The following is a 16,389-nucleotide window of genomic DNA, read 5'->3' on the forward strand; positions in this document are numbered from 1 at the left end:
GATCACCACTGTGCATCCACAGGAAAGGGAGTAACGCCCATGCGCAGGGTCTACGCCGCTCTCGCCGGCCTTCTGCTGCTGTCGGTCGTCGTGCAGTTCTACTTCGCGGCGGTCGGCGCGTTCGACAAGCCGCAGGTGGACGGCTCGTTCGCACTGCACAGCGTGACCGGCACGCTCGTCATCCCGGTCCTCTCGCTGCTGGCCACCGTGGCGGCGGCGCTGTCCCGGGCGCCAGGGCGCCAGATCGCGCTCACGATCCTGCCACTGGGCCTGGTCATCGTGCAGATGCTCATCATCGCCCTCGGTGAGGCACTGGACGACAGCACCGGCAACACCACCCCGGCGTCCCTCGCCGTCCTCGGCCTGCACGCGGTCAACGGCCTGGCCATCATGGGCGTCTCCGGGTTCGTGTTCCGGGGAGCCCGCCTCCTCGCGACGACGACCGGTGACGCGCCAAGAGACGCCGCCGCCCAAGCGTCATGAGAACGGGCCTCCCGACCGTGGGGATCACGGCGGCGGTCGGCGTGACGACGGTCGGCGTGACGACGGTCGGCGTGACGACGGTCGGCGTGACGACGGTCGGCGTGACGACGGTCGGCGTGGCGGCGCTGCATGGCGACTGACCAGCTCATGGCGCTCGACCTGCTCGCCGCCGTGGTGACCACGGCGGCATGGCTGGGGGCCGGCGTCGCGGCGGCCCTCCGGCGCCCGAGACTCGCGCTCTCATTGTTCGCCGCCGCGGTGCCGGCGTCACTGGCCCGCGTGGGGAGCGTCTTCGCGCTCTCCCGCGCCGGATGGTGGTTCGCGCAGGAGAAGGTCACGGTCGCCCTGCCGCTGCTACTCGTCACCGGACTGGTCGCGACCGTGCTGGCGGGGCCCCGCCTGGCTCTGGCCGCCCGCCGCCCCAGCGAGCCTGGCTCCGCGGAATCGCCCGCCGTCGTGGTGCCGCTGCTGAGCACGGGCTACGCGGCGGCGGCCGGGCTGGTGGTCACGTTAGTGTTCGGCTACCCCGCGACGTGGAGCATGGCCCTCATCACGGTGGCCATCGTCGCGACCGCGGTCCTCGTGACCTGGCGCCCGGCGTCCGTGTGGCGGCGAACCGCCACGGCAGCGACCACCGTGACCGGCCTGATCGGCGCCGGCCTGGCATTCCTCCCCGCCGAAGCCACCGACACAGGCGGCGGCATGGGACACCCCGCCATACGCGACACGCACGGCGAGCACGAGGGACACGAGGGCCTCGGGGAGCGGGGTGGGCCGGTGGCGGTGACCTCGCTACGCGGGCCGGCCGCACCGGCTCCGGGCGGCACCATCCGCCGATACACGCTGACCGCCCGCACCGCCACCATCACTCTGTCGTCCGGGCAGCGGGTCGCGGCGTGGACCTTCAACGGCCAGGCGCCGGGGCCGCCCATTACGGCCGCTGTGGGCGATCTCGTTGAGGTGCGGCTGCGCAATGCCGACATCGGGCCGGGCGTGACGTTGCACTGGCACGGTTACGACGTGCCCTCCGGCGAGGACGGCGTCCCCGGCCTGACCCAGGAGGCGACCCTTCCCGGGCGGGAGTTCGTCTACCGGTTCCTGGCCGACCGGACCGGCACGTACTGGTACCACACCCATGAGGTCTCCGACCGCGGGGTCAGGATGGGTCTGTACGGCACGCTCGTGGTCGGGCCGCGATCGACGGGCGTGGACGTCACCGTTCCGGTGCACACTTTCGCGGGACGGCTCGTGTTCGGCGACCACGACCAGCCGATCGACCAGCGCGTGGCGCCGGGCACGCCCGTGCGGCTGCGTCTCATCAACACCGACAACACGCCACACCGGTTCACCCTCGGCGGCACGCCGTACCGGCTGGTGTCCGTGGACGGCACCGACCTCAACGGCCCAGGCGAGCTCGACCGGGTGGGGCTGCGCCTGCCCGCAGGCGGCCGATACGACCTCTCGTTCACCATGCCCCCGGCGCCCGCCGGATCCTCCGCGCCCGTCGCCGTGCTGAAGGCCGACGACCGGACCGCAGCCGTACGCTTCACCCCCACCATGGAGAGCACCTCCATCGCACCGGGTGCGGCGCGCTCGGACGAAGACACCTCGGGCTGGCCTGAGCTGGACCTCACGCGGTACGGCACGGCGGTCGCGAACGGGGACGCCATGCCGTTCAGCGCGGCGAGCCGTTTCGACCGGCGGTTCACCCTCGTGCTCGACCGGGGTCTCGCGCTGGTCGGCGGACGGCCGATGTACGCGCACACGGTCAACGGCCGGGCGTTCCCGTCCATCCCCACGCAGATGGTCTCGACTGGAGACCTGGTCCGGATGACCGTCGTGAACCGGGGGCGCGAGACCCATCCCTGGCATCTGCACGGCCATCGCGTGCTGGTGCTGGCCCGTGACGGCCGTGCTCCGAGCGGCAGCCCGCTCTGGCTGGACACCTTCGACGTACGGCCCGGCGAGGTGTGGGAGGTGGCGTTCCGCGCGACCAACCCTGGCCTGTGGATGAACCACTGCCACAACCTGAGCCACGCCGACCAGGGCATGGCCCTTCATCTGGCCTACGAGGGCGTCACCACTCCCTTCCACGGCACCCACGGAGGCTGAGCCGTGGAAGGCGATGAACACCGGAGGGCACTAATACGGCAGCCATAATGGACGAGCGGGGAGTAATGACACCGGGTTATCCGCGCATTGAGCCGGCCAGCCATCGGAATTTCGTCTAATTTAATCCAGCTTGATCCAGGTCCTTTGTTCCGCAATCATGGGCAGATGTTCGCCCCGCGAGCCGGCGGCGCTGGAGCGGCCTGGACCATTGGCGCCGATGGCCGGTCACTGGACGTGATTTTGACGATGGACGGCATGACGCGGTCCATTTCCAGCTTCGCGCGCACCGTTTCGATGGCCCTCGTCGTCGCCTGCGGCGTGACGGCGGCCGGATGCTCAAGCGAGCCCGTCAGTGTTCCGGGGCCAGACCGGACGGCGGCGAAGAATCCGGTGGAGCCGACCGGCCCGAGTCCGGCGGGGCCGTCCGGCCTGCGAGCCGAATCGCTCAAGGCTCAGCGGCACCGGCTTCAGGCCGCCAGAGCGGCGACCCGGTCCGCGCTGATCCAGGAAGTGCTGAACGCCGCTCGGCACGACGGTACGGAGCCGTCCGAAAAGATCCGCCGTCTGCTGCATCTGAAGGAGTACGAGGAGAATGACTACGGCTGACCGACGGTTGCCGGGATCCCTGCCCCCCGCTCTGCTGCTCACCGCCCTGCTGCTCACCGCCTGTGGCGGTGGCGCAGCCGTCGAAACGGACCGGCGGAACGCATCCTCTGCTCCCGCCTCAGCGGCGGCGAGCCGACCTCAGCACAGCTCCAGCCCTTCTCCGCGGCCCACCGTCAGGCCGACCCGGGTGCCCGTAGGGCCCGGCATGAAGGTGGTCACGGCCACGGACGGGCACAGCCGGATCGCGATACCGGTCACCTGGTCGCGCATGAAGATCAGCGACGACGACGTGCTCGATGTCGGCAGCGATCAGTATGTCGAGTATCTGGACGTGGCGAGCGAGGACAAGCGCCCGTACGCGTGGGACCTCGGCGCCTACGCCAAGAACATGATCAACTTCTTGAGCAAGGCATTCGACCGGGTCCGCGTGTCGAAGCCGCGCCGCGTGACCATCGGAGGCATGCCGGGGGTCCAGTACGACTTCCAGGGCGAAGTCGACGAAGGGCGCGTGGCAATGCTGTTCACCTTCGTCGAAGGCGCCGAGCACTATCACCGGATCTCAACGACGACCCCGGCCTCTCGCGCCGCGGCCAACAGCCGACGGCTGCGCGCCATAGTCGCGACCTTCCGCGAAACGGGCCGCTGAGCATCCGGATCCGGATCCGCCAAGAATCCGGGTCACACGCCCGGCGACAGGTAAAGAAAAACAGCCCTGCCATGGGGCCGTGTTAAACGCAGAGTAATTGGATAACAACTCCCGGTGAGCATCGTGTGCCGGGCTCTCTGGCCCGGATCGAGCGATGCGGACCGAAGGGAGACATCGTGACAATCGCCAAGCGGGTCGTCCCCGTGCTGACGGCCTGCGCCGCCGCGGGGTGGCTCATGGCAGCCGCCGCCCCGGCTCAGGCCGCTGCGCAGGCCACAACACGGGCTACAACACGGGCCACCACCCAAACCAGCGCCCCGGCTAAGGCCACGGCCGCCACTCATACACCCACCACGTTCGCCCCCACCGCTCTGCTCCCCACTGCCCTTCTCCCCGCCCCTCTCGCCGGGGCCCTCCAAGGAAAGGCCCCGCATGCGACGGGGATTCATGTAACGGGGATCCATGTGACGGGCGCCGCCCGGGCCGTCCCCCGCCCGATCCCTAGGGAGGCCCGGCCGACGCTGGCGTGCAGCTACCGGCTGCACCGCGTGCGGCCCTCCAGCTTCCTCAACGTGCGGAAGGGGCCGGCGCTGCGGTTCCGCCCGGTCGGCAAGCTCAGCGCGGCCGACGGCCGCTTCGCCGGATCGTGCGGGGCGCACCACGGCTGGGTCGCGGTCAAGTCCGCCAAGGGCACCCCGGGCTGGGCCTCGGCCGGCTTCCTGCGCAAGCTCCGGGCCTCTCACCCTGTGGTGACACGCCCCGCCCTCGCCTGCGCCTACCGGGTCACCAACCTGCGGACGGGCGGCTTCCTCAACGTCCGCAAGGGTCCTGGGCTGCGGTTCCGCCCGGTCGGCACCCTCAAGGCGGCCGACGGCCGCTTCGCCGGATCCTGTGGGGCGCACCACGGCTGGGTCGCGGTCAAGTCCGCCAAGGGCGACCCGGGCTGGGCCTCGGCCCACTACCTGGCGAAACAGGCCGGCTAGCGGCGCGCACAGCCCCCCGCCGACGTTCCCCGCTCCCGGCCATCCCGCCAGCCGGGGGCGGGGAACACTGGTCGAAACGGGCGGCTACTCGCCGCTGATCACGCCGCAGGCGATGCGGCTGCCGGAGTCACCGGCCTTGAGGGTCTCGGCGTCGGGACCGGCTTTGCCCTCATGGCTGTAACGCTCGGGGATGTTGGCGTAGTTGTCCGGCTTCGAGTGGATGATGACCGAGGTGCCCTCGTCCCCGGCAAGCCCGCTGACCCGGAAGCGGTCGGTCACGTAGGTGGCCTTCGCCGTACCGTCCTTGTTCACCAGGAGGTTGGGCAGGTCGCCCGAGTGCTGCGGGTGAGACCGGGCGTCCAGGTGCGGTCCAGAACTGAAGAAGGGGCTCCCGGTGGCCGGGTCGGTCGATCCGGCCTCGCAGGTCCCCTTGCTGTGGACATGGAACCCGTGGAATCCGGGTGGCAGGCCCTCTGCTCTGACGGTCACCGTGGACTTGCCGTTCCCGGCGTCCTCGACGCTGAGCGTGCCGACCTGGTTGCCTTCGGCGTCTCTGATGACGGCGCCGGCCTTGGCGTCGGACGGCGTCGGCGGCGTGTCGGCCATGGCGACCCCGGGTACGGCGGCTGCCGTTCCGAGCGTGACGGCCAGGGCCAGAGATGTCGTGCCGAGCATGAGAATCTCCCCGTGGACAAGATCCGCTGGCGTCTACGGCCAGCGTAGGCACAACGCGCGCACGCATAGGGCCAAGGCGGCGTCAAGTCTGGGCGTCCCCCATGCCGTCTATCCCAGATCGGGGTGGGGCACGTACCGGTCCAGCCGTACGAGACTGTCGTCGCTCGTCATGAAGGTGTCCATGTCGGTGATGCGCCAGCCCGCCGCGAGAAGCGCGGGCAGGAGCGGGTGCGCTCCAGGCACCGCCATGCGGACGACGTCCACCTCCGGATGCGCGGCGCAGGCTCCGAGGACCGCCGCGACGCAGTCCGGTGGAGTCACGCCGCCCGCCGGTCCCACCACCAGTTCGCCGCCGGCCAGCCGGGCGAACGCGTACCCGCCACCGATGACTCCGCACGTCACGCCGGGCAGCCCGGCATACCAGGCGAGAGTGGCGGAACGGTCGCCGCCGGAGACCTCCGCGTCCAGTTTCCCCGCCTCGCCTGCCTTCCCCGCCTTCCCGGCCGGGCGGGCGCCGGCGCGCTCCGCCTGCTCGCCGTACGCCACGGGCCGGTCCAGCGACCTCGGCGAACCGGTCAGATAGAGCAGCGGGCATCTCGGCCGCATGCCGCGCCTCACGTAGAGGGCCATCGCCCTCGGGTCGGCCGACGCGAAGGTGACGAGGGGCGCCCCATGCGGGAGCAGCTCGTCGAGGAGCATCCGGCCGATGCCGGACGACTGGTGCTCCGGCAGGACGAACAGGTCTCCCAGGTGGGTCACCGACCCCCGGCGCAGGGTCCCGCCGTAACCGACGACCCCCGCATGCCCGTCGGAACCCACGAGGAGGTCGCCGAACGTCCGCTCCGCGTCCAGGAAGTCGGGCGTGCCCGGCCACTTGCCCAGGAGGTCGAAGTGCGACGCGACGGCGCGTACGGCCGGCATGTCCGCGTCCAGGGCGGCACGCGTGATCGGATCAGGCACGACGATCTCCTCGGAGAAACGGGCGTTTCCTCACCCCACGTGGACATGCGGGCGGCGCTCGCGGTCGGGCTCGGCCTGCCGCAGGACCTCGCGGGTCATCGCGGGCACGTCGCCGCCGCCGAAGAGGAGGTAGCGAAGCATGGCGACGATGGGGTTGCCCTCGGCCCAGTGGAAGTAGATGTGGGGCACCCTACCGGTGCGGTCGCGGAGGTAGAGCAGCAGAGCGGCGAGCGCGTTCGGGACCGTCGAACTCTCGATCCGGAGGATGCGGTGGCCATACCGCTCCTCGCCCTCGACGCGGAGCTCGGTCTCGAACTCCGAGGCGTCGGGCACGGTCACCTCCACGAACATGAGCGGCTCGGATGTCCGCAGCCGGTGGGTCAGCCACATCTCGCGCAGCTTGTGGTTGTACTCGGCCTGGTCGCGGGCCTCGGGTTCGTTGGCGATGAGGTGGATCTCCCCGGCGGCCTCGTTGATGGACTCCTCGGCCAGGGAATCCAGATGGACATTTGTGACGCGCAGCTCGGTCGACCTGGTCGCCCGGGAGATCAGCGAGGTCCCGACGATGGCCACGATGAAGAAGGACGCGATCTTCACGCCCTCGGGCCGCTCGATGACGTTGGCGACCAGCGTGTAGGCGAGCACAGCGGAGATCGTGACGAACGCGGCCACCAGCCTCCGCCGCCCGCGCCGATGAGCCGAGATGGTCACCGCGACGGCCGCCGACAGAATCAGCACGAGCACGCCGGTGGCGTACGCCCCGCCCTGCGCCTGCACGCTCGCCCTGAAGATGATCGTGATGGCGAAGGCGATCAGGGTGAACACCAGCACCAGAGGCCGTACGGCCCGGGTCCAGTCGGGGGCCATGCCGTACCGGGGAAGGTAGCGCGGGACGAGGTTGAGCAGCCCCGCCATCGCCGAGGCCCCGGCGAACCAGAGGATCGTGATCGTGCTGACGTCGTACAGCGTGCCGAACCAGTCGCCCAGGTAGCCGTGGGCGAGGTAGGCCAGGGCCCGCCCGTTGGCCTTGCCGCCCTCCTGGAACTCCTTTTCCGGGATGAGCACGGCCGTGACGACGCTGCTCAGGATCAGGAAGACGCTCATGATCGCCGCAGCGGTGGTGAGCAGGCGCTTGGCGCCCCTGATCCTCGCCTCCAGATCCCCCTTCACCAGCGGCAGCACCGCCACGCCCGTCTCGAACCCGGACAGGCCGAGCGCGAGCTTGGGCATGACGAGCAGGGAGAAGCCGACCATGGTCAGCGGGCCGTCGTGCCGCGACAGCAGGGCGTGCTCCCAGCCGGCGAGCAGTGCCGGGTGCTCCATGACGTGGAGCAGCGCCGTCGCGACCACCACCGCGTTGAGCGCGAGATAGACGGCTACCAGCAGTACGGCGATGCCGATCGCCTCGCCGAAGCCCACGAGGAACACCGCCCCGAGCAATCCGAGAAGCACCAGCGTCACGCCTATCTGGTGCCCTTGGAGCCATCCCGGGGCGAAGGGGTTCTCCAGGGCGTGAGCCGTCGCGTCGGCGGCGGACAGGGTCATCGTGATGACGAAGTCCGTGGCCGCGAACCCGAGCAGGACCAGCACGAACAGCTTCCCCCACCAATGCGGCGCGAGCCGTTCCAGCATCGCGATGGAGCCCTGCCCGTGCGGGCTCTCGACGGCCACCCGCCGGTAGACGGGCAGCGCGCCGAACAGCGTCAGCATGACGAGGAACAGTGTGGCGACCGGCGACAGGGCGCCCGCCGCGAGCGCGGCGATGCCCGGCTGGTAGCCGAGCGTGGAGAAGTAGTCGACGCCCGTGAGGCACATGACCTGCCACCACGGGTGCCGCCCGTGCGGTTCCTCCGGCCCATAGGGGCTCTGCACCTTCAGATCCGCGTGCTGGAGCCCCTCCAGAAGCCAGGAGCGCACCCCATCCCCGGCCCCCACACTCCGCACCTTACGAGCTGCCCTCGGCCCCGTTCGTCAAGGACACGTATGCGGTTGACCAGAAGCCGCTAGCTCACCGCGGCGGGGCGCTTGCCGTACGCGTGCTTGACCAGCGCGATCAGCACCTCCTTGCCCGAATCCCGCTTCCGCGCGTCGCAGAGCAGGACGGGGACGTCCGGGCCGAGGTTGAGCGCGAGCTTCACCTCGTCGAGCTGGAACATCGGAGCGCCCTCGAAGCAGTTGACCGCCACGATGAACGGCGTGCCGCGCCGCTCGAAGTAGTCGACCGAGGGGAAGCAGTCGGCCAGCCGCCGCGTGTCGGCGAGCACGACCGCGCCGAGCGCCCCTCGCGCGAGCTCGTCCCACACGAACCAGAACCGCTCCTGCCCCGGCGTGCCGAACAGGTACAGCACGAAGTCGTCGCCGATGCTGATGCGGCCGAAGTCCATCGCCACCGTGGTGGTGGACTTCGCCTCCACGCCGGACAGGTCGTCGACGCCGACGCTGCGGTCGGTGAGCGTCTCCTCCGTGCGCAGGGGCCTGATCTCGGAGACCGCGCCGACCATGGTGGTCTTGCCCACGCCGAACCCGCCGGCGATCAGAAGCTTGACCGCCGTGGGCATCTTCGGGGTGGGCTTCTTCGGCACGTCAGAGCGCCCGGAGACCATCGAGCACCGCCCTGTACATTCTCTCGTCCAGCACGTCCACCTCCGGTTGGGGCTCCTGCACGGCGACGAACCCGCGGTCGAACAGGTCGCCGAGCAGGACTCGGACGATCCCGGCCGGGAGGTCCATGTGGGCGGCGATCTCCGCCACCGACAGCGGCCTCCGGCACAGTCGCACGATGGCCTGGTGCTCCGGATCGAGGCCGATCTCGGCGCCGGTCGTGGGCCGGATCGTCACGGCGAGCGTGATGAGGTCGAACCGGTCCTGGGCCTCGGTGCGGCCACGCGCGATCACGTACGGCCGGACGGTCGGCGCGTCGAGAAGCCGCTCCTCGTCCGGGCTCCAGTCGCCGTTCCAGTCGTTCATCGCTCAGCCCCGCCGCCGACGGCACGGGCGGGGGATGTGAGGTACGGACCCACGCGGACGACCAGCATCGCCATCTCGTAGGCGACGAGGCCCACGTCTCCGTCGCCGGCGCACAGCACGGCCAGGCAGGCCCCCTGCCCCGCCACGGTCACGAGCAGGTAGGCCGACTTCATCTCGACGATCGTCTGCCGTACGGTGCCGCCCCCGAACCGGTCGCCGACTCCCCTGGCGAGGCTCTGCAGCCCGGAGGCGACGGCGGACAGGTGCTCGGCGTCGTCCGTGCGCAGGTCTCGCGAGGAGGCCAGGAGGAGGCCGTCCGTCGAGAGGACGACCCCGTGCTCGACCTCCCGCACGCGCGTGACGAGGTCGTCGAGCAACCAGGCCAGGTCGGCGGAAGTGCTCGTCCTCTGCGTCACCGGGTGTTCTCTCCTTCGCCAAGCAGCCTCGCCGCTTCGGACCTGCCCCGCCTGGTTCCCGTCTGAAACGACCCCATGATCTTACGGATGTCGTCGGGCGTGCGCTCGTCTTCGTCGTCATCGGCCGATGCCGGCTGCTCCTCGGCGAGCGACGGCGCCAGGCTCGCCTGCGGCACCCGGAAGGGCAGGCCGGAAGGCGTGAACGACGCGGGCGGCGCGGATCTCGCCGGCTCACGGGCCGGTGGGGCGAGCATCCCGGGCCCGGCCGAAGCCTCGGGCACGGCCGGAGCCTCGGGCACGAGCCGCGCCTCAGGCTCGGCGGGCGCCTCGGGCGCGCCGACAAGAGCGATCTTTCGCACGTTCTCCTCCTCCTGGTCGGGAAGGGCCTCCGCGTTGTCGATCACCACCTCGCGCGGCAGCAGGACCACTGCCGTCGTGCCCCCGTACGGCGACGCCTTGAGCGACACCCGGATCTCGTGCCGCTCGGCCAGCCGGCTCACCACGTACAGGCCGAGCCGTGCCGTACTGGACAGGTTGAACTCCGGGGGGTCGGCGATCCGCTCGTTGGTCGCGGCCAGGTCCTCGGGGCTCATCCCGAGGCCTCGGTCCTCGATCTCCAGCGCGTAACCGCTGGCCACCTGCTGCCCGCCGACCTGGACCATGGTGTACGGCGGGGAGAACGACACCGCGTTCTCGATGAGCTCGGCCAGCAGGTGGATGACGTCGCCCACGGCGCGGCCGGTCAGCCCGACCTGCCCCATGGGAAGCACGGTGACGCGGGTGTAGTCCTCGACCTCGGCGAGCGCGCCGCGCACCACGTCGACCATCGGGACCGAGCGCCGCCACGCCCGCGCGGGCGACGCGCCGGACAGCACGATGAGGTTCTCCGCGTTGCGCCGCATCCGGGTGGCGAGGTGGTCGATGCGGAACAGGTCCTTGAGCTCGGCCGGGTCCGTCTCGCGCCGCTCCATGACGTCGAGGAGCGTGAGCTGCCGGTGGACGAGCGACTGCGTGCGCCGGGCGAGGCTGAGCAGGATGTCGCGGATGCTCTGCCGGAGCTGGGCCTCCTCGACGGCCGTCCGGATCGCGGTCTGCTGGACCGCGTTGAAGGCGGCGCCCACCTGGCCGATGACGTCGCCGCCGAACTCCAGCGGTGGGGCCTCCACCTCGACGTCGACCTTCTCGCCCTGGGCGAGCCGGGCCACGACGCGAGGCAGGCGGTCGTTGGCCAACTCGAGCGCGGCCGTACGCAGCTTCTCAAGCTCGCGGACCAGGGCCCTGGCGGTCGTAATGGACAGGATGATCGACGCGATGACCGCGACCAGTCCGAGCACGCCGGCGAGCACGAGACGGGCGATGACGCCGACGGCGACCGGGATCGCTCGCTGGACCAGCCCGTCGCCCGCGTCCAGGACGACCTTCTGCAGTCCCGCCAGAGCCGGCTCGGCGGCGGCCCGCCACTGGGCGTCCGTGACCAGGGGCATGCGACCGGCCTGCCTGCTCTGGGAGAGCAGGTCCTCCATGTTCCGCACACTGGTGACCGTCCGTGACTTCGTCCACTGCTCGAACGCGGGACGGTCGGGCTCGGGCAGATCGGCGGCGGCCCGGGAAAGCACGTATCGCTGGACGCCCACAGCCTGGGCGAACTCCTGGTGCTCGGCCTCGGTGAACCGCCCGGACGCGAAGACTCCGGCGAGCAGCGCGTCCTCGCGGGAGAGGAGCTCACGGGCCCGGCTCAGGGTCGTCAGCGTGCGGCCGTCCTTGGCCAACGTGGCGTCGTCCAGGGAGGACACCGAGTCGTACACCCGGTAGAAGGACTCGATGACGTCGGTGAAAGCCGCCTCGGCCTTGACCCGGTCCATGTGGCCGCTGTCGATGGCGTCCCGGGTGGCGGGCAGGCTTTCCAGCCGCCGGATCGTGTCGCCGAGGCGTGCCAGCAGCCCCGGGCTCGCCGCGAATCGGACGCTGTCACTCTTGGCGGACTTCACGAAGGCGGCGACCGTCGCGTCGGTGCGCGCCCGCTGGTCGTCGAGCTCCTTACGGGACAGGCGGGCGATGTCTCCCAGCCGGACCAGGGACAGCCGGCGCTCATGCTGGAGCTCCACCAGCAGTGGCTCGCTGGGCTGGGCCACGCCGCTGTCGATGGTGGTGGCCCAGACGAGATTTATGCCCTCCCGGAGTGTGACCCAGGCCGCGAACGCCCACAGCGCTGTGAGGGACACCAGCAAAGCCGCGACCTTGGTCCGCACACGCGAATTCCGGAAGCGCATAGACACCCACCCAGCGAAAAGTCAGAAGACCGTAACGGCGCGTTCTTTGGCGATTAACAATTGCTTGTCTCTAGGGCGACGTGCATCGCGCTCAGCACAAAAATAGCCGCGCCATATCTCGACATCCCGGACACCCTAGCAAAGGCCGAGAAACCCGCTCAACCCCACAATATGCGCCAGGAGAAATGTCAAATCTAAGACACTTTACTACAGTTTATGCCTGCATGATCATACTTGACCGATGTAGTCGACTACAAGTCGGCTCTCCTGTGCGAGGTGGAGCGCGGCCAGGACGGCCGCCCTGACGACGGCCATCGGCAGGTAGAGGTCCTTGTCATGCCAGAGGGCAGGGCCGTCCGCCCCACCGGCCGACCGGAGGAGGTATCGGTAGCCCCGTGCCGCCGCGTCCCTCCCCCGTTCGGCGAGCTCTCCCCCGGGCTCTCCTGCCAGGAGCAGGAGTTGCACGGCGTACGCGGTCTCCTCCGCCGTGCCGGTCCACCGGCCCCAGGAACCGTCCTCGCGCTGGGTCTCCAGCACCCACCGGACGGCCTTCCGTACGGCCGGCTCGGAGGCGGGGCCTCCGAACTCGCGCAGTGCGAGCGCGCAGGAAACGGTGGCGTAGTAGGGGGACGCGTGCCACCGGTCCTCCCAGCTCCCGTCGGCCCGCTGCCGGTCGCGAAGCCAGGCCGACAGCATGCCGATCGCGGGCGCGTAACGCGCGAAGGCGGTGGGCCTGGCCGCCACGTACTGGCCGAACGCGTCGAGCACGTGGGCGTTCACGCTGACGGAGGAGCCCTGCTCCCCCTGCCAGGTGCAGAAATGCGTCGGCGTCCGGTAGGCCCAGAGGCTGTCGGGCTCCTGGGGCATGCCGAGCAGAGACAGGGCGTACAGGGCGACGGAGGTGCTGTCGGCGTCCGCGGGCAGCCCCGCCCCCGCCGGCGTGCCGGACGGGCCGATCGCCGCCCGGAGGTCGGCCAGCATCTCCGGCGGCACGTCGAAGGCGATCCCGGCGCGGGCCAGCAGGCTCAGCACCCATCCGCGTTCGAAGACCGTGATGGGCAGGCCCACGGGGACCGGGCCCCCGTGCCGCAATGCCACCGCCTCCAGATGGCGCCGGGCGGGATGGCCCGGGTCGGGCGGCGTGCCGTGACCGAGCCACGCCGCCGTCGCCGCCGGTGAGGCCCCCACAGTCCCGATCGGTGTCGGGCTCACGGCGGGACAACCCACCGCCGACTCGCCCGCGACCTCCAGGGCGTGCAGGAGCTTCTCGGGCAGGACGGCGCCGGATGCCACCCGCTGCCTGATCGCGGCGAGCGGCGCGTCGCTCATCCCCGAGGGCAGCCGCAGGGGTTCCCGCGCGCCTGGTTCCAACCGGGGCAGGCTGCCGACATGCGCGTTGATCAGTGCGACGAGCGCCGGGACGATGATCTCGATCGCGGGCGTGTCCGGAAGGGCCGGCCCCGGCGTCTCATCCAGCCAGCGGGACAGCACGCGCAGCCCCCTGGCGGCCGACTCCGTCAAGACCGCGGGGTCGATGTCGGAGTCGCCGCGCAGGAGGGCCGACAGCATCGCCTCCGTCGCGCTGAGGGTCGGCACCAGGCCATACCCGTCCAGCTCCCCCCATGAGCCGTCCGGCCGCTGCGTCCCGAGTAGGTAGCTCACCCGGTCGTTGTGGCCGACCAGCCAGGGAGCCAGCGTCACCAGCCGCCCGGTCTCGTAGACGGACGGCGACACCTGGCCCCAGGGCCGGGACATCAGCTCCCACATCAGCTCGCCGGCCGCCGAAGCCACATCCACGGGTTCGTCTACGGAAAGGTCACTCACGTGCACCGCTCGCCCCAGTAGTCCACAAGCCCGTAGAAGCCCGTGTTGAATCCGATCTGCCGCTCCAGGTAGGCGGCGGTGCGCGGGCTGCCGGCCCGTACGGGGTCGATGAGCGCGCGGCAGCGGGCGACCAGTTCGGCCATCCGTCCCGTCACCTCGGTACGGCTCACGCCGAGCGTGAGCACGTTGAGGTCGCCCCATTCGAGCTCCCGGCCGTGGGTGGCCATGTCGTTGAGAAGACGCAGGTAACGCTGCACCTCTCCGCTGATCTCCCGCAGCTCCCCGAGGTGTCCGGCCGTCCACGCGTCGCCGGTGGCGATCCAGTGGGAGACGTTGACGAACGACGACCCACAGCTGTCGGCGTTGCCGAGGTAGTCGTCGAACGTGACCGTCGTCGCCTCGCTCCGCCACCGCCACTCCCGCGCCATGGCGAGGAGCATCCGCCGGACCTGGTCGGCCCAGATCTGGCGGAGGACCGGAAATGAGGGGACGGCGGCCAGCTCGTCACGGATGTCCGCGAGGAACCGGGTGATCCCGGCCTCACCAACCGGCGGGTCGCCGTCGGCGACGGCGAGGCAGTCATGGACGAGCGCGTCCACTTCCCCGGCCGACGTCGCCACGGCGTCCACCAGCCAGTCGACGGCGAAGACCCACAGCGCCGCCCGGTTGACCACACGGAGTTGCGCGGCGGTCGCCCACGGGGAGCCGAACGCGCCGACGAGCGAGAGCCCGCTGAAGAAGCCGGCGTCGAACGGCTCGGGCGGGAACAGCTCGCCGTACGTCTCGGCGCACCGCATGAGGTCGCGCTGGGACCGCGCGGCGAGCGCGCACGTCCTGCCCAGATCCGAGGCGACCGCGAGCTCGCCCGTGCCGATCAGGGAGCCGATCAGGGAGCCGGTCAAGGGGCCGATGAGGTGCGCGGTCATGCCCTGCCACGCTCGACGAGCGTCATTTGGACGTCCCGGTTGGGGCGCAGCGAGGAGGCCAGCCGGGGCAGCACCGGGCCCGAGGTCTTGAGCACCGGCCGGAACCGGCTCAGGATGCCTCCGACGAGAAGCAACGCCTCCAGCATGAAAAGGTGCTGCCCCAGGCACTGGTGCGGGCCGCCCAGGAACGGGAAGTAGGCGTATCGATGCCTGCGCTGCGCGTTCTCAGGAGCGAAGCGCTCGGGGTCGAAGACGAGCGGGCGGTCCCAAAACTCCTCCAGCCGGTGGGTGAGGTAGGGACTGAGCATCACCGTGGATCCGGCCTCCACCGTGACCGCTCCGATGGTCTCCGTCCGCAGCGCCTTCCGCGGGAGGATCCAGCCGGGCGGGTACAGGCGCAGGAGTTCGCTCAGGAACATTCCGAGATAGCGCAGCCCGGGCAGGTGCGCCGGACGGATCGGATCCGTCCCGACCACGTCGTCGATCTCCTCGTACACCCGCGCCGCCAGGTCCGGGTTGGCGTCGAGGGCCACCCACATCCAGGTAAGGGCAGTGGCGGACGTCTCCGTGGAGGCGCCGTGCATGGCGACGAGGTCGTCGCGAATCCGCCGGTCGCCGGCTTCCCCGATGTCATCCCGGCGCGCGCGGCAGAGGGCGGCCACGATGTCACGGTCGTCGTCGAGCCTGAGACGGCCCTCGCGAACCCGCGGGTACACCACATCGTCGATCGTTTCGATGGACCGCCGGAACGCCCTGTCTCCGGGCAGCGGGACACTGCGGGGGACGAAGGGCAGGACCAGGCGCATCGAGGTCGCCGTGACGGCGGTGTCGTACGCCGGGATGAGACGCGCGATGTCCTCGGCGGAGATCTTGTCGCCGAAGAAGAGCCGCACGATCGTCGGATGAACGATTTGGGCCACTCCCTTGACGATGTCGAAGGGCTCCCCCGGCCGCACGGTGACGTCGATCTGTTCGGCGATGATGTCCGCCATGCGCTCGGCCAGCGAGTTCACGTACTTCGTCGTGAACAGCGGTTGCACGATCCGGCGGCTCTCCTGCCAGGTCTCCCCGTCGGACAGGATGCCGCCGCCCAGGAGGGGGACCAGCGGATCCCAGAACATGCCCTCGCGCACGTAGTTGGGCTGGCTGGTCTTCAGAACATGCCGCACATGGTCTGGATGGGTCACCAGGTAGGGGCGGAAGGGGCCCATGGTGAGCCGGACGATCTCGCCGCGGGCCTCCCTTCCCACCTCCTCGAAGGCCTTGAGTGGGTCTCGCATGCGTCTGGCCAGGAGGCGGTAGAAGGGAAGGCTTCGGGCGTCGCGCGCCGGTTCCGCATCAAGATCAACAGACATGCTTCGACTTGGCTCCCCACCTGAAGATCACGTCGTTCGCGAAGTATCACATGATCAATCCCATTGATCAAGAATGAAGGCAAGTGACACTTTTATGGCGATATGGGGCATGGACCAGCCTTTGGCCGGTTTGGGAGGTAAGTGCCGTCTGTGACGCAAGTAATCG

At 70.3% G+C, this 16,389-nt stretch carries 16 protein-coding genes; 6 read left to right on the top strand and 10 right to left on the bottom strand.

The window, feature by feature from the left end; all coding sequences use genetic code 11:
* The first annotated feature begins 39 nt into the window (after positions 1-39).
* The 6 genes from ABH927_RS22380 to ABH927_RS22405 all read left to right on the top strand — a co-directional run bounded on the left by ABH927_RS22380 (position 40) and on the right by ABH927_RS22405 (position 4,830).
* Positions 40-483, top strand: a complete 444-nt coding sequence (locus tag ABH927_RS22380; protein ID WP_370024216.1) for a DUF6220 domain-containing protein — start codon at positions 40-42, stop codon at positions 481-483.
* A complete protein-coding gene (locus tag ABH927_RS22385) occupies positions 480-623 on the top strand; it encodes a hypothetical protein (RefSeq protein ID WP_370024217.1) in 144 nt (47 codons plus the stop codon). Before ABH927_RS22380 ends, ABH927_RS22385 begins: the two co-directional genes overlap by 4 nt.
* Entirely contained in the window at positions 613-2,595 is a 1,983-nt protein-coding gene (locus ABH927_RS22390; protein ID WP_370024218.1) for a multicopper oxidase domain-containing protein, read from the top strand. The genes ABH927_RS22385 and ABH927_RS22390 overlap by 11 nt, the downstream gene beginning before the upstream one ends.
* A gap of 165 nt (positions 2,596-2,760) precedes the next feature.
* Positions 2,761-3,201, top strand: a complete 441-nt coding sequence (locus ABH927_RS22395; protein WP_370024219.1) for a hypothetical protein — start codon at positions 2,761-2,763, stop codon at positions 3,199-3,201.
* 205 nt (positions 3,202-3,406) lie between these two features.
* Positions 3,407-3,847: a hypothetical protein gene (locus ABH927_RS22400; protein WP_370024220.1), complete on the top strand. Its 441-nt coding sequence runs from the start codon at positions 3,407-3,409 to the stop codon at positions 3,845-3,847.
* Between the two features lie 176 nt (positions 3,848-4,023).
* Positions 4,024-4,830, top strand: coding sequence for an SH3 domain-containing protein (locus ABH927_RS22405; protein WP_370024221.1), 807 nt, complete (start codon positions 4,024-4,026; stop codon positions 4,828-4,830).
* Between the two features lie 84 nt (positions 4,831-4,914).
* Here ABH927_RS22405 and ABH927_RS22410 read toward each other — a convergent pair whose 3' ends face one another.
* The 10 genes from ABH927_RS22410 to ABH927_RS22455 all read right to left on the bottom strand — a co-directional run bounded on the left by ABH927_RS22410 (position 4,915) and on the right by ABH927_RS22455 (position 16,148).
* Positions 4,915-5,505: a superoxide dismutase family protein gene (locus tag ABH927_RS22410; protein ID WP_370024222.1), complete on the bottom strand. Its 591-nt coding sequence runs from the start codon at positions 5,503-5,505 to the stop codon at positions 4,915-4,917.
* Between the two features lie 108 nt (positions 5,506-5,613).
* Positions 5,614-6,465, bottom strand: a complete 852-nt coding sequence (locus ABH927_RS22415) for a GNAT family N-acetyltransferase (RefSeq protein WP_370024223.1) — start codon at positions 6,463-6,465, stop codon at positions 5,614-5,616.
* Positions 6,466-6,495: 30 nt separating this feature from the next.
* Entirely contained in the window at positions 6,496-8,400 is a 1,905-nt protein-coding gene (locus tag ABH927_RS22420; protein ID WP_370024224.1) for an amino acid transporter, read from the bottom strand.
* A gap of 68 nt (positions 8,401-8,468) precedes the next feature.
* Positions 8,469-9,068 carry an ATP/GTP-binding protein gene (locus ABH927_RS22425; protein WP_370024225.1) on the bottom strand — a complete coding sequence of 200 codons (600 nt, stop codon included), beginning with the start codon at positions 9,066-9,068 and terminating at the stop codon, positions 8,469-8,471.
* The gene (locus tag ABH927_RS22430; protein WP_370024226.1) at positions 9,049-9,432 is read right to left on the bottom strand and encodes a DUF742 domain-containing protein; all 384 of its coding nucleotides are present in this window, start codon (positions 9,430-9,432) and stop codon (positions 9,049-9,051) included. The genes ABH927_RS22425 and ABH927_RS22430 overlap by 20 nt, the downstream gene beginning before the upstream one ends.
* Positions 9,429-9,848 (bottom strand): roadblock/LC7 domain-containing protein, encoded by a 420-nt coding sequence (locus ABH927_RS22435; RefSeq protein WP_370024227.1) that lies wholly within the window; start codon positions 9,846-9,848, stop codon positions 9,429-9,431. Before ABH927_RS22435 ends, ABH927_RS22430 begins: the two co-directional genes overlap by 4 nt.
* Positions 9,845-12,118 carry a nitrate- and nitrite sensing domain-containing protein gene (locus tag ABH927_RS22440; RefSeq protein WP_370024228.1) on the bottom strand — a complete coding sequence of 758 codons (2,274 nt, stop codon included), beginning with the start codon at positions 12,116-12,118 and terminating at the stop codon, positions 9,845-9,847. The genes ABH927_RS22435 and ABH927_RS22440 overlap by 4 nt, the downstream gene beginning before the upstream one ends.
* Positions 12,119-12,346: 228 nt before the next feature.
* The gene (locus ABH927_RS22445) at positions 12,347-13,942 is read right to left on the bottom strand and encodes a prenyltransferase/squalene oxidase repeat-containing protein (RefSeq protein WP_370024229.1); all 1,596 of its coding nucleotides are present in this window, start codon (positions 13,940-13,942) and stop codon (positions 12,347-12,349) included.
* Complete coding sequence (locus tag ABH927_RS22450; protein ID WP_370024230.1) at positions 13,939-14,868, bottom strand: terpene synthase family protein; 930 nt, start codon at positions 14,866-14,868, stop codon at positions 13,939-13,941. The genes ABH927_RS22445 and ABH927_RS22450 overlap by 4 nt, the downstream gene beginning before the upstream one ends.
* A complete protein-coding gene (locus ABH927_RS22455; protein ID WP_370024231.1) occupies positions 14,865-16,148 on the bottom strand; it encodes a cytochrome P450 in 1,284 nt (427 codons plus the stop codon). Before ABH927_RS22455 ends, ABH927_RS22450 begins: the two co-directional genes overlap by 4 nt.
* Positions 16,149-16,389: the final 241 nt, after the last annotated feature.

This window comes from Planotetraspora sp. GP83 (genome assembly GCF_041262585.1).
In the GTDB taxonomy this organism is placed as follows: domain Bacteria; phylum Actinomycetota; class Actinomycetes; order Streptosporangiales; family Streptosporangiaceae; genus JAOEGB01.

Excerpts from the sequence above, each read along its gene's own strand:
- ABH927_RS22380 (WP_370024216.1), top strand. The coding sequence starts at position 40 with ATGCGCAGGGTCTACGCCGCTCTCGCCGGCCTTCTGCTGCTGTCGGTC.
- ABH927_RS22385 (WP_370024217.1), top strand. The coding sequence starts at position 480 with ATGAGAACGGGCCTCCCGACCGTGGGGATCACGGCGGCGGTCGGCGTG.
- ABH927_RS22390 (WP_370024218.1), top strand. The coding sequence starts at position 613 with ATGGCGACTGACCAGCTCATGGCGCTCGACCTGCTCGCCGCCGTGGTG.
- ABH927_RS22395 (WP_370024219.1), top strand. The coding sequence starts at position 2,761 with ATGTTCGCCCCGCGAGCCGGCGGCGCTGGAGCGGCCTGGACCATTGGC.
- ABH927_RS22400 (WP_370024220.1), top strand. The coding sequence starts at position 3,407 with ATGAAGGTGGTCACGGCCACGGACGGGCACAGCCGGATCGCGATACCG.
- ABH927_RS22410 (WP_370024222.1), bottom strand. The coding sequence starts at position 5,505 with ATGCTCGGCACGACATCTCTGGCCCTGGCCGTCACGCTCGGAACGGCA.
- ABH927_RS22425 (WP_370024225.1), bottom strand. The coding sequence starts at position 9,068 with ATGGTCTCCGGGCGCTCTGACGTGCCGAAGAAGCCCACCCCGAAGATG.
- ABH927_RS22430 (WP_370024226.1), bottom strand. The coding sequence starts at position 9,432 with ATGAACGACTGGAACGGCGACTGGAGCCCGGACGAGGAGCGGCTTCTC.
- ABH927_RS22440 (WP_370024228.1), bottom strand. The coding sequence starts at position 12,118 with ATGCGCTTCCGGAATTCGCGTGTGCGGACCAAGGTCGCGGCTTTGCTG.
- ABH927_RS22450 (WP_370024230.1), bottom strand. The coding sequence starts at position 14,868 with ATGACCGCGCACCTCATCGGCCCCTTGACCGGCTCCCTGATCGGCTCC.
- ABH927_RS22455 (WP_370024231.1), bottom strand. The coding sequence starts at position 16,148 with ATGCGAGACCCACTCAAGGCCTTCGAGGAGGTGGGAAGGGAGGCCCGC.